This window comes from Mycobacterium sp. E3251 (assembly GCF_001666835.1).
Taxonomy (GTDB): domain Bacteria; phylum Actinomycetota; class Actinomycetes; order Mycobacteriales; family Mycobacteriaceae; genus Mycobacterium.
Map to the genome: position 1 here is coordinate 1 of NZ_LZJF01000019.1, position 26,545 is coordinate 26,545.

General features: G+C 69.1%; 25 protein-coding genes and 1 pseudogene. 13 read left to right on the forward strand and 13 right to left on the reverse strand.

Translation table 11 applies throughout. The features are described 5' to 3' along the window. From A5697_RS27550 to A5697_RS02755, 5 genes are all read left to right on the forward strand, one after another. Positions 1–530, forward strand: a 530-nt coding sequence (locus A5697_RS27550; RefSeq protein WP_068007840.1) for a DUF4190 domain-containing protein, incomplete at its 5' end; no start/stop codon positions are given. 69 nt (positions 531–599) lie between these two features. Continuing rightward, positions 600–1,907 carry a magnesium transporter MgtE N-terminal domain-containing protein gene (locus tag A5697_RS02740; RefSeq protein ID WP_067945141.1) on the forward strand — a complete coding sequence of 436 codons (1,308 nt, stop codon included), beginning with the start codon at positions 600–602 and terminating at the stop codon, positions 1,905–1,907. Further along, the gene (locus A5697_RS02745) at positions 1,904–2,440 is read left to right on the forward strand and encodes a DUF1003 domain-containing protein (RefSeq protein ID WP_067945140.1); all 537 of its coding nucleotides are present in this window, start codon (positions 1,904–1,906) and stop codon (positions 2,438–2,440) included. Before A5697_RS02740 ends, A5697_RS02745 begins: the two co-directional genes overlap by 4 nt. A gap of 111 nt (positions 2,441–2,551) precedes the next feature. After that, positions 2,552–3,739, forward strand: coding sequence for a lytic transglycosylase domain-containing protein (locus A5697_RS02750; RefSeq protein WP_082953211.1), 1,188 nt, complete (start codon positions 2,552–2,554; stop codon positions 3,737–3,739). A gap of 43 nt (positions 3,740–3,782) precedes the next feature. Beyond that, positions 3,783–4,928 carry an Mrp/NBP35 family ATP-binding protein gene (locus A5697_RS02755; protein ID WP_156673106.1) on the forward strand — a complete coding sequence of 382 codons (1,146 nt, stop codon included), beginning with the start codon at positions 3,783–3,785 and terminating at the stop codon, positions 4,926–4,928. A gap of 19 nt (positions 4,929–4,947) precedes the next feature. Here the strand turns inward: A5697_RS02755 and tatB are convergent, their stop codons facing one another. The 4 genes from tatB to sigE form a co-directional block, all read right to left on the reverse strand. Further along, positions 4,948–5,331 carry a Sec-independent protein translocase protein TatB gene (gene tatB, locus A5697_RS02760; RefSeq protein WP_067951353.1) on the reverse strand — a complete coding sequence of 128 codons (384 nt, stop codon included), beginning with the start codon at positions 5,329–5,331 and terminating at the stop codon, positions 4,948–4,950. Further along, complete coding sequence (locus tag A5697_RS02765) at positions 5,332–6,846, reverse strand: S1C family serine protease (protein WP_067951355.1); 1,515 nt, start codon at positions 6,844–6,846, stop codon at positions 5,332–5,334. Between the two features lie 181 nt (positions 6,847–7,027). Further along, a complete protein-coding gene (gene rseA / locus A5697_RS02770) occupies positions 7,028–7,426 on the reverse strand; it encodes an anti-sigma E factor RseA (protein WP_067951357.1) in 399 nt (132 codons plus the stop codon). A 132-nt stretch (positions 7,427–7,558) separates the two neighbouring features. Then, the gene (gene sigE / locus A5697_RS02775; RefSeq protein ID WP_067951358.1) at positions 7,559–8,320 is read right to left on the reverse strand and encodes an RNA polymerase sigma factor SigE; all 762 of its coding nucleotides are present in this window, start codon (positions 8,318–8,320) and stop codon (positions 7,559–7,561) included. Positions 8,321–8,522: 202 nt separating this feature from the next. Between sigE and A5697_RS02780 the strand changes: the two genes are divergently transcribed. From A5697_RS02780 to A5697_RS02805, 6 genes and pseudogenes are all read left to right on the forward strand, one after another. Further along, positions 8,523–9,191: an O-methyltransferase gene (locus A5697_RS02780; protein ID WP_067951393.1), complete on the forward strand. Its 669-nt coding sequence runs from the start codon at positions 8,523–8,525 to the stop codon at positions 9,189–9,191. A gap of 219 nt (positions 9,192–9,410) precedes the next feature. Further along, the gene (locus tag A5697_RS02785) at positions 9,411–10,049 is read left to right on the forward strand and encodes a TetR/AcrR family transcriptional regulator (protein WP_067951361.1); all 639 of its coding nucleotides are present in this window, start codon (positions 9,411–9,413) and stop codon (positions 10,047–10,049) included. Then, positions 10,039–10,953, forward strand: a complete 915-nt coding sequence (locus A5697_RS02790) for an ABC transporter ATP-binding protein (RefSeq protein WP_067951397.1) — start codon at positions 10,039–10,041, stop codon at positions 10,951–10,953. Before A5697_RS02785 ends, A5697_RS02790 begins: the two co-directional genes overlap by 11 nt. Further along, positions 10,950–12,593, forward strand: a complete 1,644-nt coding sequence (locus A5697_RS02795) for an ABC transporter permease (RefSeq protein WP_156673108.1) — start codon at positions 10,950–10,952, stop codon at positions 12,591–12,593. The genes A5697_RS02790 and A5697_RS02795 overlap by 4 nt, the downstream gene beginning before the upstream one ends. A gap of 7 nt (positions 12,594–12,600) precedes the next feature. Continuing rightward, positions 12,601–13,275, forward strand: coding sequence for an isoprenylcysteine carboxylmethyltransferase family protein (locus A5697_RS02800; RefSeq protein ID WP_067951363.1), 675 nt, complete (start codon positions 12,601–12,603; stop codon positions 13,273–13,275). Positions 13,276–13,305: 30 nt separating this feature from the next. Continuing rightward, positions 13,306–14,992: pseudogene (locus A5697_RS02805) on the forward strand (CocE/NonD family hydrolase). 10 nt (positions 14,993–15,002) lie between these two features. Here the strand turns inward: A5697_RS02805 and glgC are convergent. After that, positions 15,003–16,217, reverse strand: coding sequence for a glucose-1-phosphate adenylyltransferase (gene glgC / locus A5697_RS02810; protein ID WP_067951367.1), 1,215 nt, complete (start codon positions 16,215–16,217; stop codon positions 15,003–15,005). 160 nt (positions 16,218–16,377) lie between these two features. Between glgC and glgA the strand changes: the two genes are divergently transcribed. After that, a complete protein-coding gene (gene glgA, locus A5697_RS02815; protein WP_067951369.1) occupies positions 16,378–17,541 on the forward strand; it encodes a glycogen synthase in 1,164 nt (387 codons plus the stop codon). Between the two features lie 21 nt (positions 17,542–17,562). On the opposite strand, the gene A5697_RS02820 is transcribed toward glgA, so the two are convergent. From A5697_RS02820 to A5697_RS02850, 7 genes are all read right to left on the reverse strand, one after another. Beyond that, on the reverse strand, positions 17,563–17,736 hold the full coding sequence (locus A5697_RS02820) for a DUF3117 domain-containing protein (RefSeq protein WP_003878471.1): 174 nt from the start codon (positions 17,734–17,736) through the stop codon (positions 17,563–17,565). A 203-nt stretch (positions 17,737–17,939) separates the two neighbouring features. Continuing rightward, positions 17,940–18,518 (reverse strand): DNA-3-methyladenine glycosylase I, encoded by a 579-nt coding sequence (locus tag A5697_RS02825; RefSeq protein ID WP_067951370.1) that lies wholly within the window; start codon positions 18,516–18,518, stop codon positions 17,940–17,942. A gap of 2 nt (positions 18,519–18,520) precedes the next feature. Beyond that, positions 18,521–18,868 carry a DivIVA domain-containing protein gene (locus A5697_RS02830; RefSeq protein ID WP_067951372.1) on the reverse strand — a complete coding sequence of 116 codons (348 nt, stop codon included), beginning with the start codon at positions 18,866–18,868 and terminating at the stop codon, positions 18,521–18,523. Between the two features lie 50 nt (positions 18,869–18,918). After that, entirely contained in the window at positions 18,919–19,914 is a 996-nt protein-coding gene (locus A5697_RS02835) for a glucosyl-3-phosphoglycerate synthase (protein WP_067951374.1), read from the reverse strand. Next, positions 19,911–20,735, reverse strand: a complete 825-nt coding sequence (gene folP, locus A5697_RS02840; RefSeq protein WP_231971962.1) for a dihydropteroate synthase — start codon at positions 20,733–20,735, stop codon at positions 19,911–19,913. Before folP ends, A5697_RS02835 begins: the two co-directional genes overlap by 4 nt. A 141-nt stretch (positions 20,736–20,876) precedes the next feature. Further along, positions 20,877–22,661, reverse strand: coding sequence for a long-chain-acyl-CoA synthetase FadD6 (gene fadD6, locus A5697_RS02845; protein ID WP_067951377.1), 1,785 nt, complete (start codon positions 22,659–22,661; stop codon positions 20,877–20,879). 68 nt (positions 22,662–22,729) lie between these two features. Beyond that, complete coding sequence (locus tag A5697_RS02850) at positions 22,730–23,293, reverse strand: TIGR00730 family Rossman fold protein (protein WP_067203734.1); 564 nt, start codon at positions 23,291–23,293, stop codon at positions 22,730–22,732. 60 nt (positions 23,294–23,353) lie between these two features. Between A5697_RS02850 and A5697_RS02855 the strand changes: the two genes are divergently transcribed. Continuing rightward, on the forward strand, positions 23,354–25,471 hold the full coding sequence (locus A5697_RS02855) for an AAA family ATPase (protein WP_068007847.1): 2,118 nt from the start codon (positions 23,354–23,356) through the stop codon (positions 25,469–25,471). Here A5697_RS02855 and dapE read toward each other — a convergent pair. After that, positions 25,468–26,532 carry a succinyl-diaminopimelate desuccinylase gene (gene dapE, locus A5697_RS02860; protein ID WP_068007850.1) on the reverse strand — a complete coding sequence of 355 codons (1,065 nt, stop codon included), beginning with the start codon at positions 26,530–26,532 and terminating at the stop codon, positions 25,468–25,470. The two genes, A5697_RS02855 and dapE, sit on opposite strands and share 4 nt — an antisense overlap. Between the last annotated feature and the right edge of the window lie 13 nt (positions 26,533–26,545).

Below are 26,545 nucleotides of genomic sequence, written 5' to 3' on the forward strand. Positions count from 1 at the left end.
GGGGCGGATATTCCTGTGCCGCCGACGCGGGCGGCTCCCACGGCGCCTCTGGCTGCCCCGGCACCCCGCCGCCGGCGTATCCCACCGAGCACCCTGGCTATGGGGCCCAGTACCCGCCGCCACCCGGATACGGGCAGCCGCAGGGGTACGAGCAGCCGCCGGGCTACGGCGCGCCGCCGTACCAGCCGGTGCCTCCGCAATTCGGTGGGCCGCCCGCCGGCTACGGGCCACCGTCTTATCCGGGCGGCTACTACCCCGCACCGGACTACCTGGGCGGCTACGGGCTGCCGAGCGGAATCAAGCCGGGGACGAACAAGCTCGCTATCGCGTCACTCATCTCGTCGTTCAGCGGCGTGTTCTGCTGCTGCCTCGGCTCGATCGCGGGCATCGTGATGGGGGCGGTCGCGCTCAATCAGATCAAGCGCACCCAGCAAGACGGCTACGGCCTGGCGGTCGCCGGCATCGTCATCGGCGTCGCAACCCTGCTGGTGGGCCTGATCTTCGCGATCTTCGCGATGCACTCGCGTTAGCACCCTGCCGTAGGCGGGCCAACACCGCCGCCATCTGCCCGACCGCCCGGCGCTGCCTAGGCTTTCCCCATGGCATCGGTCAACAGGGTGTACATCGCCCGGCTCTCGCGGATGTTGGTGCTGGGTCCGCTCGGCGAGTCCTTCGGCCGGATCCGCGACGTGGTGATCAGCATCAGCATCGTGCGTCAGCAGCCCCGCGTGCTGGGGTTGGTCGTCGATCTGGCGACGCGGCGCAGCATCTTCATCCCGATGCTCCGGGTCACCGCGATCGAGCCCGAGGCCGTCACGCTCAACACCGGCAGCGTGTCGCTGCGCCACTTCGAACAGCGCCCGGGCGAGGTGCTGGCGATCGGACAGGTGCTCGACACCCAGGTCCGGGTCAGCGACCCCGCGCTGCCGGAGCTGGCCGGCCTCGACGTCGTCGTCACCGACCTGGGCATCGAACAAATCCGCACCCGCGACTGGATGGTGAGCCGCGTCGCGGTCCGCAGTCAGCGGCGGCTGGGCCGGCGCGGCCCCGTGCACGTCGTGGACTGGCAAAACGTGCAGGGCCTGACCCCTTCGGCGCTGTCGTTGCCGGGCCAGGGGGTGGCGCAGCTGCTGGACCAGTTCGAGGGCTGGAAGGCGGTGGACGTGGCCGACGCCATCCGCGGCCTGCCGCCCAAGCGGCGCTACGAGGTGTTCAAAGCGCTCGACGACGACCGCCTGGCGGATGTCCTGCAGGAACTGCCCGAGCTTGACCAGGCCGACGTGCTATCCGTACTGGGCACCGAACGCTCGGCCGACGTGCTCGAGGAGATGGATCCCGACGATGCCGCCGACCTGCTCGGCGTGCTGAATCCGACCGACGCCGAGATGCTCCTGACCCGGATGGATCCGGGCGATTCCGCCCCGGTGCGTCGGCTGCTGGCACATTCGCCCGACACCGCGGGCGGGCTGATGACGTCGGATCCGGTGGTGCTGACACCCGACACGTCGGTCGCCGAGGCGCTGGCCCGGGTCCGCGACCCCGACCTCACCCCCGCCCTGTCGTCCATGGTTTTCGTGGTGCGCCCGCCCACCTCCACACCCACGGGTAGGTACCTGGGCTGTGTGCAGCTGCAGCGACTGCTGCGCGAACCACCGGCGGAGCTCGTCGGTGGGATAGTCGACAACGACCTGCTCACCCTGACGCCGGAGACGCCGCTGGGGGCCGTGACCCGCTATCTGGCCGCCTACAACCTGGTGTGCGGACCGGTCCTCGACGATCAGAACCACCTATTGGGCGCGGTGACGGTGGACGACCTCCTCGATCACCTGTTGCCGCACGATTGGCGGGTCGATGTGCAGTCGCTCGACGTCAGCGGCCGGCTCGAAGAACTGGGAGGATCCGCGTGAGCACGTCCTCGACCCCGCGCCGGCTCTACACCCCGCGGACGTCGCGCAGGTACTCGCCTCGCCTCGACCCCGAAGCCGTCGGCCAGATCACCGAATCGATCGCGCGTTTTTTCGGCACCGGCCGCTACCTGCTGGTGCAGACCATCCTCGTGGTGGCGTGGATTGCGCTGAACCTGTTCGCGGTGGGGCTGCGGTGGGACCCCTACCCCTTCATTCTGCTCAACCTGGCTTTCTCCACGCAGGCCGCCTACGCCGCGCCGCTGATTCTGCTCGCCCAGAATCGTCAGGAGAATCGCGACCGCGTCGCGCTCGAGCAGGATCGCCATCGCGCGGCGCAGACGAAGGCCGACACCGAGTTTCTGGCCCGGGAACTCGCGGCGGTGCGACTGGCCGTCGGTGAGGTCGTGACCCGCGAATATCTGCGTCACGAGCTCGAGGACCTACGCTCCCTGCTGGAGAATCTGGACACCGAATCCGAGGGCTCCGAGGCGGCGCCGGGCGGTGCCGGCGCGGACCGCAACCCTAAGAAATAGGGACGAGAACCAGTTCCGACCATTGCGCCACTCTGGTCACAAGAGTTATGTATGGTGATCTAGTTCACGGCTGAGAAGCAGTTGACCAGCTCACATACCTAGGACGGTCGAGTGCGCATAGGGGGACGCCGGGGTGCACACCCGGCCGCCGCGGCGGAGCGGCAACGAGCACTTCAGGTATCACGCACGCGCGCGTTCGGGGTCGCCACCATCACCCCGTTGATTTTTGCCGGAGCGGTGAGCGGAGGGGCGCCTTCACTCCCGGTAAAACTCCCGCCGGTGCACGCCAACATCACCCCGGTGGCTGCTGTCTCCCCGAGCATGCCCGACCTCTCGGGGCCGGCTGTCGTCCGCATCGACCGTTCCCCGACCGCTTTCCACGTCGCCGAACCCGCCTTGTCGGCACCACCGCCAGCGATGATCGTGAATGCGCCTGGGGCGCTTGGCATCCCGAGCATCGCGCTGGCGGCCTATCGCAGTGCCGAGCAAAAGATGGCGGTGGCCGCCCCGAACTGCGGCGTCAGCTGGAACTTGCTGGCGGGAATCGGACGCATCGAGTCGGGGCATGCGGGCGGTGGCGCGGTTGACGCGCGCGGCACCGCCGTCGTCCCGATCTACGGCCCCGCGCTGGACGGCACGCTGCCGGGCAACGAGGTCATCCTGCAGAGCAGCACCGGCAATCGGCCCACCTATGCCCGCGCGATGGGACCGATGCAATTCTTGCCGGGCACCTGGGCGCGATACGCATCCGACGGCAAGGGCGACGGCGTTGCCGATCCGCAGAACCTCTTCGACTCCACTCTGGCGGCGGCCCGCTACCTGTGCAGCGGCGGCCTCAACCTTCGCGACCCGTCGCAAGTGATGGCCGCGATCCTTCGCTACAACAACTCGATAGCCTACGCGCAGAACGTGCTGGGCTGGGCCTCGGCGTACGCCACCGGGGTGGTTCCGGTCGACCTGCCTCCGATGACGGGTCCGCCGCCTCCGCTCGGCGACGGGTTCCTCGAGCATCCCGAGGGACTCGGCCCCAACCTGCCGATGAACGTCAACGGGTTGCCGGTGGACGATCCCCTGGCGCGCATGCCGCTGATCGACCTCGGCCAACCGCAGAGCGTCGGTCCACCGCCGATGTTCCCGTGGATGACCCCCACACAGCAGCAGGCCCCAACGCGGCAGCCCGGCTGCACGGTGATCTGCGTCGGCCCCCAGAACCCGGCACCCGCCGCCCCGCCGCCCAAGCCGGCCGGCCCGCCGAACGCGGCGGCCCCCAAGCCGCCGGGTCCGGCCGCGGGCGGCTGAGCCGCCACACGGCCCCGATCCTGCGCGCCTACACTCGGCGGTGATGTCTGGTCATGACACTGCCGATTTGAGCGCAGCAATCCGCACCGCACTGGGGAAGGTGATCGACCCCGAACTACGCCGCCCGATCACCGAACTCGGGATGGTCAAGAGCATTGACACCGAGCCCGACGGTGCCGTGCACGTGGCGATCTACCTGACCACCGCCGCCTGCCCGAAGAAGACCGAAATCACCGATCGGGTCACCGACGCGGTCTCCGACGTTCCGGGCACCGGCGCGGTGAAGGTGACCCTGGACGTGATGAACGACGACCAGCGCACCGAATTGCGCAAGCAGTTGCGCGGCGATGCCCGCGAGCCCGTCATCCCCTTCGCCCAGCCAAACTCGCTGACGCGGGTCTATGCGGTCGCGTCCGGGAAGGGCGGAGTGGGCAAGTCCACCGTCACGGTCAACCTCGCCGCCGCGATGGCGGCCCGCGGATTGTCGGTCGGCGTACTGGACGCCGACATCCACGGCCATTCCATCCCCCGGATGATGGGCACCAGCGACCGGCCGACCCAGGTCGAGTCGATGATCCTGCCGCCGATCGCCCACGAGGTGAAGGTCATCTCGATCGCCCAGTTCACCGAGGGCAACACACCCGTGGTGTGGCGCGGGCCCATGCTGCACCGGGCGTTGCAACAGTTCCTGGCCGACGTCTATTGGGGCGACCTGGATGTCCTGTTGCTGGACCTGCCGCCGGGCACCGGCGACATCGCCATCTCGGTGGCTCAGCTGATCCCGAGCGCCGAGCTCATGGTCGTGACGACGCCGCAGCTGGCCGCCGCCGAGGTCGCCGAGCGGGCGGGCAGCATCGCGATGCAAACCCGGCAGCGCGTCGCCGGCGTGGTGGAGAACATGTCGGGCCTCACGCTGCCGGACGGCTCGACGATGCAGGTGTTTGGTGAGGGCGGCGGACGTCAGGTGGCCGACCGCTTGTCCCGCGCAGTCGGTGCCGATGTGCCGCTGCTGGGTCAGATCCCGCTGGACCCCGCGCTGGTGGCCGCGGGCGATTCGGGCACCCCGATCGTCCTGAGCGCCCCCGACTCCCCCGCGGGCAAGGAGCTGCGCAGCGTGGCCGACAACCTGTCATCGCGACGGCGTGGATTGGCGGGTGTCTCGCTCGGACTCGATCCGACGCGGCGTTAGGTCTGACGGAGTCGACCGACTAGGTCGCGTCGGCGTCGAAGGGCGCCGGGCCTTCCACGGGCCGTGGCGCGGGAACCGGTGGCGCTGGCGGATGGCCATTCGCCGGCCTGTCGAAGTTCCCGGTGAGGAAGGAATCGTCGCCGTCAAGCAGGTGCTTGGTCAGCGCGGCGCGCGGCGTCATCCCCCGCAGCCTCTGCAACTCGCTCAGCGGAACCCGCAGATCGTCGAACTCGGGCCCGAGGTCTTCGCGCAGCTGAGTGGTCACCCCACTGAGGTAGTCACGGGCCTGCCGCAGCGCGGTCGACGTCCAGCGGATGGCCCCGGGAAGCCGCTCCGGCCCGAGGACCACCAGCCCGACCACGACGAGGACCAGGATGTGCTCCCAGCTCAGGCTGCCGAACATCTAGCTGCCGTCGGGATCGGGCTTGACGGTCAGGGTGACATGCCGGCCGTCGCGGACCACCTCGATCGGCGAGTCCTGGCCGATGGTCAGCTGGCGCACGGCGACGACGAATTCGTCGGAGTCGGCCACCCCGCGGTTACCGACCTTGACGATGACGTCGTTCTCCAGGATGCCGCCCTTCTGCGCGGGGCTGCCCGCCTTCACGTTGGCAACCTGGGCGCCGGAGGCGATGGCGTTGCTCACCGACCGGGTGCTGATCCCGAGCGTCGGGTGCACGATCTTGCCGTCTTTGATAAGCGTGTCGGCCACCGTCTTCGCCTCGTCGATCGGGATGGCGAAGCCCAGCCCACTTGCACTGTCGGACAAGGACTTACCCGCGGTGTTGATGCCGATCACCTGCGAATCCATGTCGATCAGCGGGCCTCCGGAGTTGCCGTGATTGATCGATGCGTCGGTCTGCAGAGCGTCGATGACGGTGTCGGTGTCGGAGCCCTCGCCCGACAACGGGACGGGACGGTGCAGCGCACTGATGATGCCGTGGGTCACGGTGCTGCGCAGGCCGAGCGGCGCACCCGCCGCAAGGACCTCGTCGCCGACGCGCACCTTGTCCGAGTCACCGAACCGGGCCACGCTCAGATTGTCGACGTTGTCGACCTTGAGCACGGCAAGGTCGGTCTTGGGGTCGCGCCCCACCAGATTGGCGGGCACTTCCTTGCCGTCGTTGAACACCACGGTCGTCTTGAACTGGCTGGGGTTGTTGGCCGCCTCGGAGATCACGTGGTTGTTCGTGATGATGTAGCCGCGACCGTCGACCACGACGCCGGAGCCCTGCAAGCCCTCTTGGTCGCTCTTGGACTCGATGGTCACCACCGCGTTGGCGGTCGCCGCGGCCACCTTGGCGAAGCGACCCGCCGGCCCTTCACCGTTGCCGTTGGTCGACAGCGTCACCTTCGAGGTGGTGAATGCCTCGGCGACCTCGGCCGTCTTGCGGCCGACCACCCCGCCGATCACCCCGATGAGCAGCGCGATCAGCAGCAAGACCAGCAGCGCCAGGTAAGACACCTTGCCGCCGAACAGCACGTCGCGCACACCGAGCTTGCCGCCGTAGCCCCGGGGCCCCCGCGGTCCGGATGGGGCGACCGCCGGAGTGCCGAGCGCCGCGGCCGCCGACGGGTCTCGCCAGGGATCGTCGAGCTCGTCGGGCTCGGCACCGTTTTTCTCGGCGGCCAGCGCACCGGCGTCGACGGGGTGGCGCTGCAGCGAGTCGGGGCTGCCGACCGGGCGACTGAACGCCTCTTGAAGGACCGGATCGGCCGGTTCTTCGTGCGGGCGGAAGTCGGCCTGGTCGCGATACTTCTGTGGGCGGACGCGGTCGGCCACGAAGGATCCGCGCAGCCCGTCGGGACGGCTGAACAGTTGACGCGATGCGGGGTCGACCGGCGGGCGGGAGATGGGGCGCGGCGCTAAGCGGTTGCCGCTGTTCTTGCCGCTGTCGTTGCCTTGATCGGAGGTCACGTTACCCCTTTGGATCCTCTTCTTGAGCGCTCGAACTAGCCCATCACCGGGCGATACACCCGACACCGTTCGTGTCCACCCTAGTATCCACGGTTCGGCGCTGGCCGCCCATGAGCGCACGGGCGGGGTGCGCAAAATTCGGCGAGATCAACCATGGGGACTTCGGCGAGAGGGTGTCGAGCTACGGGCGCTTGCGCTGCTCACGGGCGTCGCGCTCAGCAAAACGGTCGGACGCCCGGGTGGTCATGTCATCGGGCGATTCGTAGGGAATCTCGGCGAGCATCCCGAGCAGCGCGCTGGGGATACGGATCGGGTGCGAGTCGCGCAGCGCCGCACGGGCGCGGCTCTGATCGTCTACCTCGGCCGCGCACTCCGGGCACAGCGACAGGTGGTGCGCCGCGCGAAGGTGCGCGTTCATCCGCAACTCACCGTCGACGAACGCCGCGATGGCTTCGACGGAAAGGTGCTCGGTCGAACCGAACTGGCGCGGCGCGCCGACGGGCGCATCGCTCTGGGAGGCGAACTGTGCGGGAAGCCAGGAGAACGCGCGGCGGAAGAGGTGTCCTCCTCGATCGGGCATCACCGGGTCCTTTCGTAGCGCCTACCCCTCGAATGTAGCGCGAGGGGTGCGCAATAGCGCATCTCAAGACCACAAAACCGCCGGCTCGCATCCGGGCGGCGACCCGAACGTGTCGGTTCGAGCGTTCGCCCGCTACGCCGACTCTGCGTGCAGTGCCCCCTGGCCGGCACCGGGGTGGGCGGCCAGATAGTCGCGCAGGGCCTGACGTCCGCGGTGGATGCGGCTGCGCACGGTCCCGAGCTTCACGCCCAGCGTCGCGCCGATCTCCTCGTAGGACAGGCCCTCGATGTCGCACAGCACGACCGCGGCGCGGAACTCCGGGGGCAGCGAATCCAAAGCCGCCTGCAGGTCCGGCCCGAGCCGTGAATCGTGGTAGATCTGCTCGGGGTTGGGCTCGTCCGCGGGCACCCGTTCGTAATCCTCGGGCAGCGCCTCCATCCGGATGCGGGCGCGCCGGCGGACCATGTCGAGGAACAGGTTGGTGGTGATGCGGTGCAACCAGCCTTCGAACGTGCCGGGCTGATAGTTCTGCACCGACCGGAAAACCCGGATGAAGGTCTCCTGAGTGAGGTCCTCGGCGTCGTGCTGATTACCTGAGAGGCGGTAGGCCAGCCGGTACACCCGATCGGCGTGCTGACGCACAAGCTCGTCCCACGAGGGCATCGTGGACTTGTCCCCGGTCGCGTCGAATACCGCGGTGCCTTGCAAGCCGTCGGACTGCTCCACCCACTCGTCCGTGGGGCAGTCCTGCGCGTGCGACATGCTGGTGGGGCCCAAAAGCGTGGTGATGATCGATTCCTCCGAATCCGTCCTGCCGAAAAGCGACAAGTCGTCACCGACGGCAACACGTAGCCGCCAGTCCGTATTCCCGTGCCAACGCGCTCCGCGATCCATAGGGACACCGTCGCGTATCGGCGTATGTGCGATATATGAGCAGTCTGAGCTCAGGCTGAGAAACCGTATTGTTACCAGCGCTGTGCAGGAGATATCCGCCGCGGCGTGAGCTTAAACGCAGCGGCTTCGCCGGGCGTGTCGTAACGGTGCAGCTTAGGCGCGCCATGCGGGGGTGCGCGGCGAAGTGGAATACGCTGCGGGCATGGACGGCACCGACGCAGAAACCCCCGGCCAGCCGGCGCCCAGTCGAGCCGAATCCCTGTCCGCGCACGCCGAGGGGTCGATCTCCGAAGACTCGTTGCTGGCGGCCGCCCGCGAGCGTGCCGTGGACATCGGCGCGGGCGCGGTCACGCCCGCGGTTGGCGCGCTGCTGAGCCTGCTGACCAAGCTCAGCGGCGGGAAGGCCGTCGCGGAAGTGGGTACCGGCGCCGGGGTCAGTGGGCTTTGGTTGCTGTCCGGCATGAGCGACGACGGCGTGCTGACGACGATCGACATCGAGCCCGAGTATCTGCGGCTCGCCAAGCAGGCCTTCTCCGAAGCCGGCATCGGGCCGTCGCGCACCCGGCTGATCAGCGGCCGTGCCCAAGAGGTCCTCACCCGCCTCGCCGACGAGTCCTACGACCTGGTGTTCGTGGACGCGGATCCGGTTGACCAGCCGGATTACGTCGTGGAGGGCGTGCGGCTGCTGCGATCCGGCGGCGTCATCGTGGTACACCGCGCCGCCCTCGGCGGGCGAGCCGGCGATCCCGCCGCCCGCGACGCCGAGGTGGTCGCGGTGCGGGAAGCGGCGCGACTGATCGCCGAGGACGAGCGGCTGACCCCGGCCCTGATCCCGCTCGGCGACGGCATTTTGGCCGCGGTGCGCGACTGATTCAAGCGGTGGCGACCCGCGGCGTCTGCGGTCGCCACTGACCCGATGGTGGCGACCCGCCGCGCCCGGCAACGCCGCGCTTGCGATCGCCACTGACCCGATGGTGGCGACCCGCCGCGCCCGGCAACGCCGCGCTTGCGATCGCCACTGACCCGTTTACGAATTCTTGACGCCGTGCCTCCTTGACTCGAGACTGAACATGCGTTTAGCGTACTGAACATGCGTTCAGCCGACCTGACCGCCGCCGCCCGGATCCGGGACGCGGCCATCGAGCAGTTCGGCGAGCGCGGGTTCGGCGTGGGGCTGCGCGCGATCGCCGAGGCGGCGGGGGTGAGCGCAGCGCTGGTCATTCACCACTTCGGCTCCAAGGAGGGCCTGCGCAAGGCGTGTGACGACTACATCGCCGAAGAGATCCGCAACAGCAAGTCCGAGGCGCTCAAGTCGAACGATCCGGCCACCTGGTTCGCTCAGATGGCCGAGATCGAGTCGTACGCACCGATGATGGCCTACCTGGTTCGCAGCATGCAGTCGGGCGGCGAACTGGCAAACATGTTGTGGCGCAGGATGATCGACAACGCCGAAGGGTACCTGGACGAGGGCGTTCGGGCGGGCACCATAAAGCCCAGTCGGGACCCGCGCGCCCGGGCCCGGTATCTGGGCATCACCGGGGGCGGCGGCTTCTTGCTCTATCTGCAGATGCACGAGACACCAACGGACATCCGCGCGGTCCTTCGCGACTACGCCCGCGACATGGTGCTGCCCGCGCTGGAGATCTACACCGAAGGATTGATGGTCGACCGCACCATGTACGACGCATTCCTGGCCGCAGATGATCAAGGAGAAAACCATGCCAGTTGACAATGTCGCGCCCATCGAAATCCGCCACTTGACAAAGAATTTCGGATCGGTGCGGGCGTTGGACGGCCTCGACCTGACCGTGCGCGAAGGCGAAGTGCACGGCTTCCTCGGCCCCAACGGTGCTGGGAAGTCGACGACCATCCGCATCCTGCTCGGTCTGGTCAAGGCGGACGGCGGCACCGTGCGGCTGCTGGGCGGCGACCCGTGGACCGACGCGGTCGCACTGCACCGCCAGATCGCCTATGTGCCCGGCGATGTGACGCTATGGCCGACGCTGACCGGCGGCGAGACCATCGACCTGCTGGCCCGCATGCGCGGCGGCATCGACCGCACGCGTCGCGACGAGCTGATCGAGCGCTTCGACCTCGATCCGCACAAAAAGGCGCGGACCTATTCGAAGGGCAACCGGCAAAAGGTTTCGCTGATCTCCGCGTTCTCGTCGCGGGCCCGCCTTTTGCTGTTGGACGAGCCCAGCAGTGGTCTGGACCCGTTGATGGAGAACGTCTTTCAGCAGTGCGTTGCCGAGGCGCGCGATCGCGGCGCAACGGTGTTGTTGTCCAGTCACATCCTGGCCGAGACCGAAGCTCTGTGCGAAAGGGTGACCATCATCCGGGCGGGCAAGGCCGTCGAAAGCGGCACCCTGGACTCGATGCGGCACCTCAGCCGCACCTCGATCAAGGCCGAAATGACCGGCGACCCCGGCGACCTCACTCGCATCAAGGGCGTCGAGGACGTCAGCGTCGAGGGCACCATCCTGCGCGCTCAGGTCGACGGCGAAAGCCTCGGGGAACTCATCCGGGCACTCGGCGACGCCGGTGTGCGTAGCCTCGTCAGCCAGCCGCCGACACTCGAGGAACTCTTTCTGCGCCACTACGACACGACGGACAAGGTTTCGGCATCATGAGCACCGCAACCTTGGATCGCTCGCACCGCCCGGCGTACCCCGCGCCGCAACGCGGCTCGAACTTCTCCGGAACGCTGGGGATGCTGCGGCTCTACTTGCGCCGCGACCGAATCTCGCTGCCGCTGTGGGTGTTCCTGCTGTCGGTGCCACTGGCAACGGTGTACGTCGGCAGCATTGAAAAGGTCTACCCCACCCAGGCCGCCCGGGCCGGATTCGCTGCGTCCATCATGGCGAGCCCGGCGCAGCGCGCGCTCTACGGGCAGGTCTACAACGACAGCCTTGGGGCGGTTGGCATTTGGAAGGCCGGGATGTTCCACCTGCTGATCGCGGTGGCCGTCATCCTGACCGTCGTCCGGCACACCCGGGGCGATGAGGAGGCGGGCCGAACCGAGCTCGTGGACTCGACCGCCGTCGGTCGCTATGCCAGCCTCACCGCCGCACTGTTGTTGTCGTTCGGGGCCTCCATCGCCACCGGCGTGATCGGCGCGGTTGGACTGCTCACCACCGACGTCCCCGCCGGCGGGTCGCTCGCTTTCGGTGCGGCGCTGGCCTGCTCCGGCCTGGTGTTCACCGCCGTCGCCGCGGTGACCGCGCAACTGTCCCCAAGCGCACGCTTCGCGCGCGGCGCCGCGTTCGCGGTTCTGGCGGCCGCCTTCACGCTGCGCGCCGTCGGCGACGCCGGTTCCGGTGCGCTGTCATGGCTCTCGCCGTTGGGATGGTCGCTGCAGGTCCGGCCCTACGCGGGCGATCACTGGTCCGTGCTGACGCTGCATCTGACGACCGCCGTCGCGCTCACCGCGGTGGCATACCGGCTGCTCGCCGGCCGTGACGTCGGTGCCGGGCTCTTCGCCGAACGCCCCGGCCCAGGATCCGCCGCGCCCGCGCTGGGCAATGTGTTCGGGCTGGCATGGCGATTGGACCGTGGAGCGCTCCTGCTCTGGACCGTGGGGCTGTGCCTCTATGGCGTCCTGATGGGCAGTGTGGTGCACGGCATCGGCGACGAACTCGGCGGCAGCAACGCCGCCCGCGACATCGTCGTCCGGATGGGCGGCACCAGCGCTTTGGAGGAAGCCTTCATCGCCGTCGCGTTCACCATGATGGGGATGGCGGCCGCCGCATTCGCCGTCTCGCTGACGTTGCGATTGCACCAGGAGGAAGCGGGGCAGCGCGCCGAAGCGACGCTGGCCGGTGCGGTGTCGAGAGACCGCTGGCTGGCCAGTCACCTGCTGGCGGCATTGCTCGGATCCTCGGTGGCGATGCTGGCCAGCGGTTTGGCCGGCGGCCTGGTCTACGGCGCCGCCGCCGGTGACCTTGGCGGCAAAGTGGCCGTCGTGGTGGCAAGTGCGGCCGTGCAACTGCCCGCAGTCTGGTTGTTGTCGGCGGTGACGGTCGGCTTGTTCGGTCTGGCACCACGATTCACACCCGTGGCCTGGGGCGTTCTGGTCGGGTTAATCGCCTTGTACCTGATCGGTTCGTTGGCCGGGTTCTCGCAATGGCTGCTCGACCTGGAACCGTTCGCCCATATCCCCCGGGTCGGCGCGGATTTCACCGCCACGCCGCTGCTGTGGCTATTGGCCATCGACGCCGCACTCGTTACCCTCGGTGTCATGGGCTTCCGACGCCGCGATCTGCGTGGTTAGGAGCGCCATGAAAACCGGTATTCGCGTGACGGTGCGATCGATCTCGGGATTCCTGTCTTTCGGCTTGATCCTCTTCCTGCCCGCCGGCACGTTCCGTTATTGGCAGGCATGGGTTTTCATCGCCGTGTTCATGGCGGCAACGCTCATCCCCGTCGTCTACCTGGCGCGGAACAATCCCGCGGCCCTGCAGCGCCGCATGAATGCGGGCCCGCGCGCCGAACCCCGGGCGACCCAGAAGTTCATCATCACCGGCTCGTTCCTGGTGCTGTTCGGGGTGATGGTGCTCAGCGCGCTCGATCACCGGTTCGGCTGGTCGTCCGTACCGGCGTGGCTGTCCGTGCTCGGTGATGTCCTGGTGGCGGTGGGACTCGGAATCGCCATGCTGGTGATCGTCCAAAACAGTTACGCCGCAGCCACTATCACAGTGGAGTCGGGGCAGACGCTGGTATCCGACGGTCTCTACCGATTCGTGCGCCACCCGATGTATGTCGGGAACGTGATCATGATGATCGGCATGCCGTTGGGGCTCGGCTCCTATTGGGCACTGCTCCTGGTCATTCCGGGCTGCGTCCTGCTCGCCCTCCGTATCCTCGACGAGGAAACGCTGCTCACCCAGGAGTTGACCGGATATCGCGAATACCGGCAACGGGTGCGCTATCGGTTGGTGCCCTTGATCTGGTAACGGCCGCGCCGGCGCGCCTAGGGTATTCGCGTGGCCCGAAATCCCGCACCCGCCCGGGACAGGCCGTGGCGGCGCCCCGGCGCGCTCCGGTATGCGGTGAGCCGAATACGGCTCGTCGCCAAGCCCCCCGTCACCGTGACCGATCCACCAGCCGACCTTGATGTCGAACGCGATGTATGCGTTCCGACCCGCGACGGAACGGTATTGCGGGCCAACGTTTTCCGGCAGCGCGATGCCAATGCGCGGCCGGTGATTCTCAGCATCCACCCCTACGGCAAGGACAATCTGCCGAGACGGCGCGGCAGCAGGTGGACGTTCTCCGTGCAGTACCGGATCCTGCGCCAGCCGCAACAGGTGCGCTTCTCGGCGCTGACCGGTTGGGAGGCGCCCGATCCCGCGTGGTGGACCTCCCAGGGCTTCGCCGTGGGTCAATGCCGACTCGCGCGGCTGTGGCCGTTCCGACGGCACCGGGCACCTGTTGTCGCGTCAGGAGGCCGAGGACACCTACGACCTGGTGCAGTGGATCGCCGGACAACCATGGAGCGACGGACGGGTCGTCATGCTCGGGGTGTCGTACCTGGCCATCAGCCAGTACGCGGTCGCGGCGCTGCGGCCACCGGCGCTACGGGCGATCTGCCCGTGGGAAGGCTTCACCGACGCTTACCGCGACCTGACCTTCCCGGGCGGCGTTCGCGAGACCGGGTTCACCAGGGTGTGGTCGCGAAACGTGCGACGCGACACCCGGCAGGCCTACGATCTGGAACGGATGCAGGACGCCCACCCATTGCGCGACGAGTTCTGGCGCTCGCTGGTCCCGGACCTCTCGGCAATCGAGGTTCCCATGCTGGTGTGCGGCAGCTTCTCCGACAACAACCTGCATGGCCGCGGCTCGATCCGCGCGTTCACGCGCGCCGGCTCCCGCCACGCCCGCCTCTACACCCACCGCGCCGGCAAGTGGGCGACCTTCTACTCCGAGCCCGCGCTGACCGAGCAATTGAGGTTCTTCCGCGGAGTGCTGGACGGGACGCCCGCTTCCCGCAGCGTCCGCCTCGAGGTCCGCGAAGACCGCGACACCATCGCGGCGGTGCGCGAAGAGACCGACTGGCCACTGGCGCGCACCCATTGGCGGCCAATGTATTTGGGCGAGGGCGGACTGCTGACCGCCCAGCGGCCGTCGGCGGAAGGTGGCATCGCGTTCGAAACCCGCTCCGGGGCAGCAGCATTCAGCTGGACGGTGCCCGCGGATATCGAGCTGACCGGCCCGATGGCGGCGCGGCTGTGGGTCGAACTGGCCGGCTGTGACGACGCCAACCTGTTCGTCGGCGTGGAGAAGTGGCGCGACGGACGGTTTGTCGGATTCGAAGGCTCCTACGGCTACGGACGCGACCGGGTGAGCACCGGTTGGCAGCGCGTCTCGCTGCGCGCGCTGGACCCCGACCTCTCGCGAACGTGGGAACCCGTCGCGGCGTGCGTCGACCCGCGGCCCCTCGCCCCGCACCAGGTGGTCGAGGTCAACGTGGCGCTGGGCCCGTCGGCGACGCTGTTCCGCGCCGGTGAGCGACTGCGCTTGGTGGTCGCGGGACGCTGGTTGTGCCCGCGGAACCCGCTCACCGGCCAACTCCCGGCGGCCTACGCCGGATCCCCGCGCGGCCGCGTCAAGCTGCACTGGGGCCCGCGCTACGACGCGCATCTGCTGATCCCGGAGATCCCCGGGTAGCACCGGTGTTCTAGATCCAGACGCCCTTGCCCACCGCGACCACACCGCCAGCGCTGATCGCGAAACGCTCCCGGTCCTTCTCGAGATCCACGCCGACCATCTCGCCGGGCCCGACGACGACGTTCTTGTCCAGGATGGCGTGGCGCACCACCGCGCCCCGGCCGACCCGGGCGCCGGGCATGATCACGCTGCCCTCCACAATCGCGCCGTCATCGACCACGACGTTGGACGAGAGCACCGAGTTGCGCACCGAAGCCGCCGAAATGATGCTGCCCGCGCCGACGACCGACTCCTGCGCCGACCCGCCGTTGACGAACTTGGCCGGGGCCAGGTTCTCGGACTCACCGCGGATCGGCCAGCGCTTGTTGTAGAGGTTGAACACCGGATGCACCGAGACCAGGTCCATGTGCGCGTCGTAGAACGCGTCCAGCGTCCCCACGTCACGCCAGTAACCCCGGTCGCGGTCGGTCGCGCCCGGTACCTCGTTGTCCTTGAAGTCGTAAACCGCGGCCATACCGTCGTCGACCAACCGCGGAATGATGTCACCGCCCATGTCGTGATCCGAGTGGTCGTCGTCGGCGTCGGCGCGAATCGCGTCGATGAGCACCTTGGTGGTGAAGATGTAGTTGCCCATCGACACGAACGTGGCCTCGGGGTCATCCGGTGTACCGGGCGGGTCCAACGGCTTCTCCACGAAATCGCGGATGCGGCCGGAATCATCGGCGTCGATGCACCCGAATGCGGTGGCCTCGCCGCGCGGCACGCGGATGCCGGCCACCGTTGCACCGGCCCCGCTTTCGATGTGGAACTGGACCATCTGCTCGGGGTCCATCCGATACACGTGGTCGGCGCCGAAAACGACTATGTAGTCGGGGTCTTCGTCGTAGATCAGATTGAGCGACTGGTAGATCGCGTCGGCGGAGCCGGTGTACCAGCGGGGGCCCAGGCGCTGCTGCGCGGGCACCGGGGTGATGTACTCACCGGCCAGACCGGACAGCCGCCAATTCTGCGAAATGTGACGGTCCAGTGAATGCGACTTGTACTGGGTGAGAACGCAGATCCTCAAGTAGCGGGCATTGACGAGGTTGGAGAGCACGAAGTCGATCAGCCGATAGGCGCCGCCGAAGGGAACCGCGGGCTTGGCCCGATCCGCGGTCAGCGGATACAGCCGCTTGCCCTCACCGCCGGCCAGGACAATGCCCAGCACGTGTGGCGCTTCCCTCATGGTTCAAACCTATCGGCCGCCGCAAGGCGCTGCCAGAGGGACGGCGCTATTGGCGGTGTTCTGTGCGGCTGTCCGTCAAGGTATTTGGTCCGCCGAGCCGGTCACCGATTGCCCGGCCCCCGACTCGCGCTCCTCCGCGCGACCGAACTACCGTGCGGGTATGCGGGTGGCGATGATGACTCGGGAATACCCACCAGAGGTCTACGGGGGAGCCGGCGTACATGTCACCGAACTGGTCGCCCAGCTGCGCCGATTGTGCGCGGTCGATGTGCACTGCATGGGCACGCCGCGGCCGAACGCCATCGTTCACCAATCCGATCCGCGCTTGCAGAGCGCCAACCCCGCGCTGTCGACGTTGTCCGCGGACCTGATGATGGCCAACGCCGCGTCGGCGGCCACCGTCGTGCATTCGCACACTTGGTACACCGGGATGGCCGGTCATCTGGCGGCGCTGCTCTACGACATTCCCCACGTCCTGACGGCGCATTCGCTCGAGCCGCTGCGGCCATGGAAGGCCGAACAGCTCGGCGGCGGCTACCAGGTGTCGACGTGGGTGGAGCGCACCGCGGTGCAGGCGGCGGACGCCGTCATCGCGGTCAGCTCCGCGATGCGCGAAGACATCCTGCGCGTCTACCCCGCGCTGGATCCCAGCGTCGTGCACGTCATCCGCAACGGGGTGGACACCGACGTGTGGCATCCGGCCGGGCCGACGCACACCGGGTCCGTGCTGGCCGAGCTCGGCGTCGACCCCGACCGGCCCACGGTTGCGTTTGTCGGCCGGATCACCCGGCAGAAGGGGGTCGCCCACTTGGTGGCGGCGGCGCACCATTTCGACCCCGAGGTGCAAGTGGTGTTGTGCGCGGGCGCCCCCGACACCCCGGAGATAGCCGAGGAGATTCGGTCCGCGGTGGCGCGGCTGGCCCACGACCGGCAGGGCGTGTTCTGGATCAGAGAGATGCTACCGATCGGCGAGATACGTGAAATATTGTCGGCGGCAACGGTTTTCGTCTGCCCCTCGGTGTACGAGCCGCTGGGCATCGTGAACCTGGAGGCGATGGCATGCGCGACGGCCGTGGTGGCTTCCGACGTCGGCGGGATCCCCGAGGTGGTTCTCGACGGGGTGACCGGTTCGCTCGCCCATTACGACGCCGGAGACCCGACCGGTTACCAGACCAGACTGGCCGACGCTGTCAACGCGCTCGTCGCCGACCCCGAAAAGGCGAAGCGGTATGGCGAGGCGGGACGCCAGCGCTGCGTCGAGGAATTCTCCTGGGCCCGCGTCGCCGAGCAAACCCTGGACATCTACCGAAAGGTGTGCGCGTAGCCCGCGGTCCGCCGGCAGGCCTTAGCTGGAGCTCGTGACACCCTTGAGTTCGTCACCGAGGGCGGCGGCTTCGTCGGGCGTCAGCTCGACGACCAGGCGGCCACCTCCCTCAAGTGGTACCCGCATCACGATGCCGCGCCCCTCCTTGGTTGCTTCCAGAGGACCGTCGCCGGTCCGGGGCTTCATCGCCGCCATCGAGTGCTCCCTCCAGGTTCGAGCTGGTCCGCCGTTGCAGACCTGGTCGGCGCCGAGCATGCCCCGCCAGCGATTTTCCAGCCATACCCGACATCGACCTGCCAAATCACCCCTCTATTGTTCCCTATCCAGGTCACGAGTTGAACAAAGACCCGGTTCTCCGGGCGCCGGGGGCCGCTGAACGCCGATTGCCCGGCCGCATGTCACCGGGGGGAAGGCACCCAACAACCCCGGATATGGTCGTCGACCATGCCGGTCGCCTGCATCAGCGCATAGGCAGTGGTGGGCCCGACGAAGCGGAACCCGCGCCGCTTGAGCTCGCGCGCCATGGCCTTCGATTCCGGTGTAGCCGAGGGAACTTCGGAGCCATCCGCCGGCCGGGGGCGCGGTTCGGGCGCAAAGGACCACAGCAGCTCCGCGAGGTCCGCCGGGGTTCCCAGTTCGGCGGCGGCGCGGGCGTTGGCGATGGTCGCGTCGATCTTGGCCCGGTTGCGCACGATGCCCGTGTCCGCCATCAGTCGCTGCACGTCCGCATCGGTATAGCCCGCGACCCGCTCGAAATCGAACCCGGCGAAGGCGCGCCGGAAGTTCTCCCGTTTGCGCAGGATGATCAGCCACGACAGCCCACTCTGGAACGCCTCCAGGCTCATTCGCTCGAACAGCGCCACCCCGTCGTGCACCGGGCGGCCCCACTCCTGGTCGTGGTAATCGCGGTACAACTCGAAATCGGGTCCGGGCCGGATGGCCGCCCAGCTACACCGAACCAGCCCGTCATCGCTCACATCTAGTCCTGACGGTCCTCGCCGCCCTCGGGTTCCATGGGTTGGACATCGTCCTCGGCAGATGCGGGGGCGGACACCGCGGCGAGCTGGCCGCGCAGCGCCTCCAGCTCGCGCGCGAGCCGGTCCAGCACCCAATCCACCTCGCTGGTCTTGTAGCCACGCAACGCCTGGGTGAACTTGACCGCGTCGACGTCCGCGCCGGTCACGCCGTAGGCCGGCAGCACGGTCGCGGTCGTCCCCCGGGGCAGGGGCGGCAACTGCTCACCGCGCCCGAACAGCAGACTCGCCGCGCCGAACAGCACGATCGCCACCAGCACCAGCACCACCAGGTAAAGCAACACCAACGCCACGTCGTCGATACTGCCCTATGCCACCGACACCGCGACCACGCAGCGCGGCTTTAGCGCGGCCTCAGGACCTTCATGGGCGGGCGGTCCGCCAGCGACACCGGCGAGGTGTGCTGGGTGTAGCTCTGACCATCGGGCCCTTCGGGCCCAACGGCGAAGAACTGCGTCAACCCGACGCCGGAATCCGGAATCCCGCAGCGCGAGAGCAGGGTCGCGATGACCTGGCGGCTCATCGCACCCAGCTCGGCCAGCGGCCGGTTGCGGTGCGCACGCACGCCCAGGTTGACCTGCGCGATGGCCCCCAAGCCCAGCCGGTCGAAAGTGTCCAGCAGCAGACCGATCTCGACGCCGTAGCCCGGCGCGAACGGCACCGACGTCAGCAGTTCGCGAGTCGCCGCGTACTCCCCGCCGAGCGGCTGCAGGATGCCGCCCAGCTCCGGCCGCAGCGCCGCGAGCAGCGGCCGGGCCACCAGTTCGGTGACCCGCCCGCCGCCGGTGGCGCCCGCGGCGCCGCCGACGTCGCCGACCTGCAGCGGCCGCCGGTAGAAGCTCTTGACCAGGTGGACGCCGTCGCCCATGAGCAGCGGCCCGACCAGCCAGGGCACGAACATCGGGTTCGGATTGATCAGGTCGGAGTCGACGAAGACGACGATGTCACCGCTGGTGGCCGCCAGCGAGCGCCACAGCGCCTCGCCCTTCCCGGGCCGGATCGGCACCTCGGGCAACGCCTGCTCACGGCTGACGACGCGGGCGCCGGCGGCCACGGCGCGGATTTCCGTGTCGTCCGTCGAGCCGGAATCCAGCACGATCAGCTCGTCCACCAGCCCGTCAACCAGGGGTGAGATGCTCTCGACCACCGATTCGATGGTCTCTTCTTCGTTGAGGGCCGGCAGCACCACCGAGATGGTTCGCCCCGCCTTCGCGGCCTCGAGCTCGGCGACCGTCCAGCTCGGACGGCTCCAGCTGCGGTTGGACAGCCAGGCGTCGCCCGGCCGGGCGGCCAGCACCGCGTCGTCGGTGAGGTCGCCGACCAGGTCGGATGCCGTCATGCCAGTCCCCTCACCGTGCGCGCCGGCGGCCGTGTCCCCTGGATGGAGGCCACCATCTCCAGCACCCGCCGGGTCGCGGCGACCTCGTGCACCCGAAACATGCGGGCGCCGGTGGCGGCCGCCAGCGCGGTGGCCGCCAACGTTCCCTCCAGCCGCTCGCTCAATTCCACACCCAAAGTCTCCCCGACGAAGTCCTTGTTACTCAAAGCCATGAGCACGGGCCATCCGGTATTAACAAGTTCGCCCAGGTGGCGCAACAGCAGCAGCCCGTGGAAGGTGTTCTTGCCGAAGTCGTGGGCCGGGTCGATCAGCACCCGGTCGCGGGCCACCCCGCAGGCGACCGCGCGCTCCGCGGCGGCGGTGACCTGGCGAATAACGTCGTCCACGACGCCTCGTGTGGTGGTTCCGTAGCTCACCCGGAACGGCCGCGTGCGGGGCAGCGCCCCGCCGGTGTGCGAGCACACCAGGCCCGCGCCGAACTCCGCGGCGACCTCGGCCAGGCCCTGGTCGATGCCGCCCCAGGTGTCGTTGATCAGGTCCGCCCCGGCCGCGCAGGCCACCCTGGCCACCTCGGAGCGCCAGGTGTCGACGCTGATCAGCTGGTCCGGATAGGCGTTGCGCAGCCACTCGATGAACGGGACCAATCGGGCGAGCTCGGTCTCCGCGTCGACCTCCTGGCCGGGGCCCGCCTTGACCCCGCCGACGTCGATGACGTCGGCGCCCTCGGCGATGGCGCGGTGCGCGGCGGCCCGGGCGGCCTCGTCGCTGAAGGTCGCACCCTTGTCGTAGAACGAGTCGGGGGTGCGGTTGACGATCGCCATGATCAGCGGGCGATCACCGGCGACCGGACGGCCGCACAGGGTCGATTGCACCTGTCTATGGTGCCTGGTCTGGTCCGCGAGCGTGCGGCCAGCCGCACCCTGGACGCCGAACGTGCGGCGGGTCGCACGCTCGGCGCGGGCTCAGCCCTGCGGGCGCTTCCCGTCGGCCACCTCGTCGGGGTATTCGTCGTAATACGGCACGTAACCCTCGTCGCGCCCGGCCAGCACGTACAGCGGATCCTTGATGTCGGACCCGTAGGCCTGTTCGCGCAACTCGACCTTGCGGCTCTTGAACGTCGTGGTGTGCTCCAGCGACTCGACCACCCGCACGAACAGCGGCAACGCGTAGGCGGGCAACTGGCCGTACACGGCGCGGGCCAGCGACTTGCCGTCGAAGTCCGCGCCATCGCGCAGCTTGACCGCGGCCATGCCGGCGCGGCCGCCGGTGCGGGGGATCTCGACACCGAAAACGGTGCATTCCTCCACGGACTCGTCGGACGCCAGCGCGGCCTCCACCTGCGTGGTGGCGACGTTCTCGCCCTTCCACCTGAAGGTGTCGCCGAGGCGGTCGACGAACGCGGCGTGGCCCATGCCCTGCGGGCTCATCACGTCACCGGAGTTGAACCACACGTCACCCTCACGGAACGCGTTGCGCACCAGCTTCTTCTCGCTCGACTCCTTGTCGGTGTAGCCGTCGAACGGCTGCAGCCGGTTGACCGGGCTGAGCAGCAGGCCGGGCTCCCCTGCCGGCACCCGGCGCACCCGCCCGTTGTCGTCGCGCAGCGGGGCTCCGGTGTCGGGGTCGTACTCGACGTAGGCCAACGGCATCGGGAAGACGCCGGTGGTCCGCGGCACGTTGAACACGTTGATGAACGCGGTGTTGCCCTCGCTGGAGGCGTAGAACTCGCAGACGCGAGCGATGTCGAACCGATTCGTGAACTCGTCCCAGATCTCCGGCCGCAGACCGTTGCCGGCGATCACCCGCACCCGGTGCGCGCGGTCGGTGACCTTGCGCGGCTGGTTGAGCAGGTACCGGCAGATCTCGCCGATGTAGATGAAGGCCGTCGCCTCGGCGGCGATGACCTCGTCCCAGAACTTCGACGCCGAGAACGACTTGCCCAGCGCCAGCGTCGCCCCGGAGTTGATCACCGACGACAGCGCGACCGTCAGCGCGTTGTTGTGGTACAGCGGCAGGCAACTGTAGAGCGTGTCGGAGCTCTTCAGCCGCAGCCCGATGCCGCCGAACGCCGCGAGCGCCTTGAGCCACCGCAGGTGGGTCATCACGCTGGCCTTGGGGAATCCCGTTGTGCCCGAGGTGAAGATGTAGAACGCGGTGTCCCTGGCCTGCACGGCCGATACCGACGCCGGGTTGGTGGCCGGGGCGCTGGCGGCGAACCGCTCCAGGTCCTCCACGGTCATCGTCTCGGTGTCGCCCGAGCCGCCGCACTCGGCCACCGCGCTGACCAGGTCCGTCTCCGCGACCAACACCTTGGCCTTCAGCAGGCCCAGGCTGTGCGCCAGCACCTCGCCGCGCTGGTGGTAGTTCAGCATCCCGGCGACCGCGCCGCATTTGACCGCGGCCAGCATGGTCAGCACCGCGTTGGGCGAGTTGCGCAACATGATCGCGACGACGTCGCCGTGGCCAACGCCGTGCGCCGCCAGCACCGCGGCGTACCGGTTTGCGGCGGCGTTGGCATCGCGGTAGGTCAGTTGCTGGTCGCCGAACCGCAAGAAGATCCGGTCGCCGTAGCGGGCCGCGCGTTCCTGGAACACCGTGCCGATCGATTTCTTCGAACCCGGCTGGGCCAGCAGCCCGGTCATCGCCCCGCGCACGATCACCGGCATATCGGCCAACAGGCCGGGCGCCCGAGATGCGATATCGGTCAGTTTGACCGCCGTGCGCGCTCCGCCGTCGTGATCGGACACGTCATCCCTCAATTCCTGTAAGCAACTCGGCGGACAGCCTAGTAGGGATCGCCAACTGGCCGGCGGCCTCAATCGGGCGCACACGCCTCCACGGCAGCGCTCACCTTGTCGACCAGCAACAACCGGTCCATCGCCGGCTGCGAGATGTACCCGCTGTCGAGCAGTCCGCACAGCCAGAGCCACAGGCCTTCGTAATGCCCGAGCGGATCCAGCATGACGATGGGTTTGCGATGCAGGCCGAGGTAACCCGTGGTCCACGAGTCCAGCAACTCGTCGAGGGTGCCGACGCCACCGGGCAGCACGATGAACGCGTCGGCGCGCTCTTCCATCACGTGTTTGCGTTCATGCATCGTCTCGGTGACGATCAGCTCGTCGGCTTCGGTGTCGGCGATTTCGACGCGCATCAGGACCTGCGGGATGACGCCGACGGTCCGGCCGCCGCGGGCGCGCGCCGCGGTTGCCACCGCGCCCATCGCCGACACCCGGCCGCCGCCCCACACCAGAGTCCAGCCGCGCTCGGCGATCGCCTCGCCGAGTTCGGCAGCGACCGCGAGCAATTCGGGATGTTCCGGGCCGGACGCGCAGTACACGCACACCGCCCAGTCGCCTGATGGCTCGCGTTCCGGGCGCATACAACGAAAGGTAGACCAAGCTTGCTGCGGGCCGCACACCGCGCGCAATAAAATCCGGCGATGCCGATTCGATGGAACGTTCCCCAGCACGCATCGGCCCTGGAGCGGCTGGACGCGGCGCTCGCGACCGGGAGAGGGGCGGTCGTCCTCGGACCGGACGGCTGCGGCAAATCCACCTTGGCCCGAATGGCCGCCGAAGACTTCGGCCGCGACTACCCCGGCACGCGCATCCGCTGGGTCACCGGCACCCCGACCGAGCGCGCGGTGCCCTTCGGCGCCTTCGGCCACCTGGTCGAGATCGCCGACCTCGGCAAGCCGGCCGCGCTGCTCCGCGCGGCCCGGGCGTCGCTGGACGGTGACGACCTGCTGCTGGTCGTCGACGACGCCCACGACTTGGACATCCTGTCGGCCACGCTGGTGTACCAGCTCGCGCTGGCGGGCGCGGCCAGGATGATCGTCACCGGCCGCGCCGATTCGGCTCCCGAGGCCGTCGCGGCGCTGTGGGCTGACGGGCTGCTCCCCCGGATCGACATCGAACCGCCCCGCGAGATGACCACACCGGCCGAGGTCGACGCGTTCCTCGCCGAAATGCCCCCCGCGGCCCGGTCGGTGCTGGACTACCTCGCCGTCGCGGAGCCGCTGTCGCTCGCCGATCTGAGTGTCCTGACCAGCGCGGACGCGATTGACGCGGCGACGGATTGCGGGGCGGTGGAAACGCGGGCGCGCGGCGGAACGTCGGACGACCCGGTGGTGTACACGGCCCACCCGCTGTTTGCCGAGCGAGCGCGTACCGCGCTCGGCGGCGACGGAGCCCGGCAACGACGCACCGAGCTGGTGCGGCTGCTGTCGCAGCATCCGCCGGACCACCTCAGCGACCGGCTCCGGTTGGCGGCGCTGGCCCTGGACAGCGATGCCCCCCAGCCGACGGCCGAGGTGGTCGGCGCCGCGCAGCAGGCGCTGCGGCTGGGCGACCTCGCCCTCGGCGAACGGTTGGCCTCCTCGGCGCTGGAGCGCTCCGGCGGGTTGGCGGCGCGGCTGGCGCTGGCACACGCGCTGGCGTGGCAGGGCCGCGGCCGCGAGGCCGACGCGGTGCTGGCCGGCCTGGACCCCGCCGCGTTGACCGAAGCCGCCCTGATGGACTGGACGCTGTTGCGCGCGGCCAACCAGTTCTGGATGCTCAGCGAGCCCGAACGCGCCACCGCGTTCTTGCGCACCATCCGCAATCGCGTCTCCGATCCGGGCGCGCGCACCACGCTCGACGCGCTGAGCGCCACGTTCGCGATGAACGCCGGCAACGTCGGGCACGCAGTGAAGGTCGCGGACGAGGTGCTCGCCGCCCCGGACGCCGACGACCAGGCGGTGGCCTGGGCGGCCAGCGCGGGCGCGCTGTGCGCGGCGCGCCAGGGCCGCTTCGACGACGTCGAGCCGCTGGCCCAGCGCGCCCTGGCCGCCGAACATCCCGGGTTGCTGCGCTTCACGATCGGGCTGGGGCAGACCACCGCGTTGTTGATGGCGGGCCGGCTCGACCGGGCCCGCGAACTCGCCCAGCAGTTCACCGATTTCGCCGAGTTGCAGCAGCCGGGCCGCGCGATCGGTGAGGTGCTGCTGGCCCACGTGCTGCTCGCCGACGGCGAATTCGCCCGGGCCGCAGCGCTGCTCGGCCCCGCCGCCGCCACGTTGGAACGCACCGGCTATTCGTGGGGCCCACTGTCGTTGACTCTGCTGGCCACCGCGCTGGCCCAGCAGGGCGACATCGCCGCCGCGGGAAAGACGTTGGGCCGGGCCGAATCCCGGCACGGAACGAAGTCGGCCCTATTCGCGCCGGAACTCGGCGTCGCGCGGGCCTGGCGGCTCGCCTCGATGCGCGACGCGCATGGCGCGGTGGCCGCCGTCCGCGATGCCGCCCGGATGGCCGAACGCGGCGGCCAGCGAGCCGTGGCGGTGCGGGCGTGGCACGAGGCCGTGCGCCTCGGTGACACCCGAGCGGCGGATCCGCTGGCCCGGCTCTGTGACGAGATCGACTGCGCCGCCGGGAGACTCGCGCTCAGCCACGCGCAGGCCCTGGCGGCCGGCGACGGCGCGGCGCTGCGGGCGGTGTCCGATGAGCTGGCGGCGGTAGGGATGCGCGCGGCATCCGCCGACGCCGCCGCGCAGGCGCAGCGCTGCGGGGCAGCCTAGCCGCCCAGGTAGCCGCGCAGCATGGCCACCGCGGCGGTGATGTTGGCGACCGGAACGCTCTCGTCGCGCGTGTGCGCGAGGTTCGGATCGCCCGGCCCGAAGTTGACCGCCGGTATGCCCAGCGCGGCGAAACGTGCGACGTCGGTCCACCCGTACTTGGCCCGGACCTGTCCCCCGGCCGCCTCGACCAGGGCCTTGGCCGCGGGCTGGGACAGCCCGGGCAGCGCGCCCGCGGCGGCGTCGGTCTGCTCGATGACCACGTCGAGCCCGTCGAACACCTCGTGCACGTGCTCGAGCGCCGCGGCCACGGATCGGTCGGGGGCGAAGCGGAAGTTGACCGTGACCGCGGCCGCGTCGGGAATCACGTTTCCCGCCACGCCGCCGTCGATGCGCACCGCCGACAACCCCTCGCGATATTCGCAACCGTCGATATCCACGGTGCGGGCAGAGTATGTGGCCAGCCGATCCAGGACGGCCCCCAGCTTGTGAATGGCGTTGTCGCCCAACCATGGTCGCGCCGAGTGGGCGCGCGTGCCGGTGGCCGAGATCACGACGCGCAGCGTCCCCTGGCAACCGGCTTCGATGTAGCCGCCGGTGGGTTCGCCCAGGATGGCCACGTCGGCGGAGAGCCAGTCCGGCAGCTCACGCTCGATGCGGCCCAAACCGTTTGCCGCCGCCTCGATTTCCTCGCAGTCGTAGAACACCAGCGTCAGGTCGTGAACCGGCTCGGCGACGGTCGCGGCCAGATGCAGGAAGACCGCGTCACCCGACTTCATGTCCGCGGCGCCGCAGCCGTACAGGTCGCCGTTCTCGCGGCGGCTGGGCAGGTTGCCGGCGACCGGCACGGTGTCCAGGTGTCCGGCCAGCAGGACCCGCGACGGCCGCTGCCGCCGGGTGCGCGCCAGCACGGCGTTGCCGTTGCGAACGATCTCGAAGCCGGATGTCTGGGCGCGCAGCGCGGCCTCCACCTCGTCGGCCAGGCGTGCCTCGTCTCGCGATTCGCTGGGAATGTCGACCAACGCCGCGGTCAGCTCGATCGGATCCCCGCGCAAGTCCAGCACGGGTCCCAGGTTA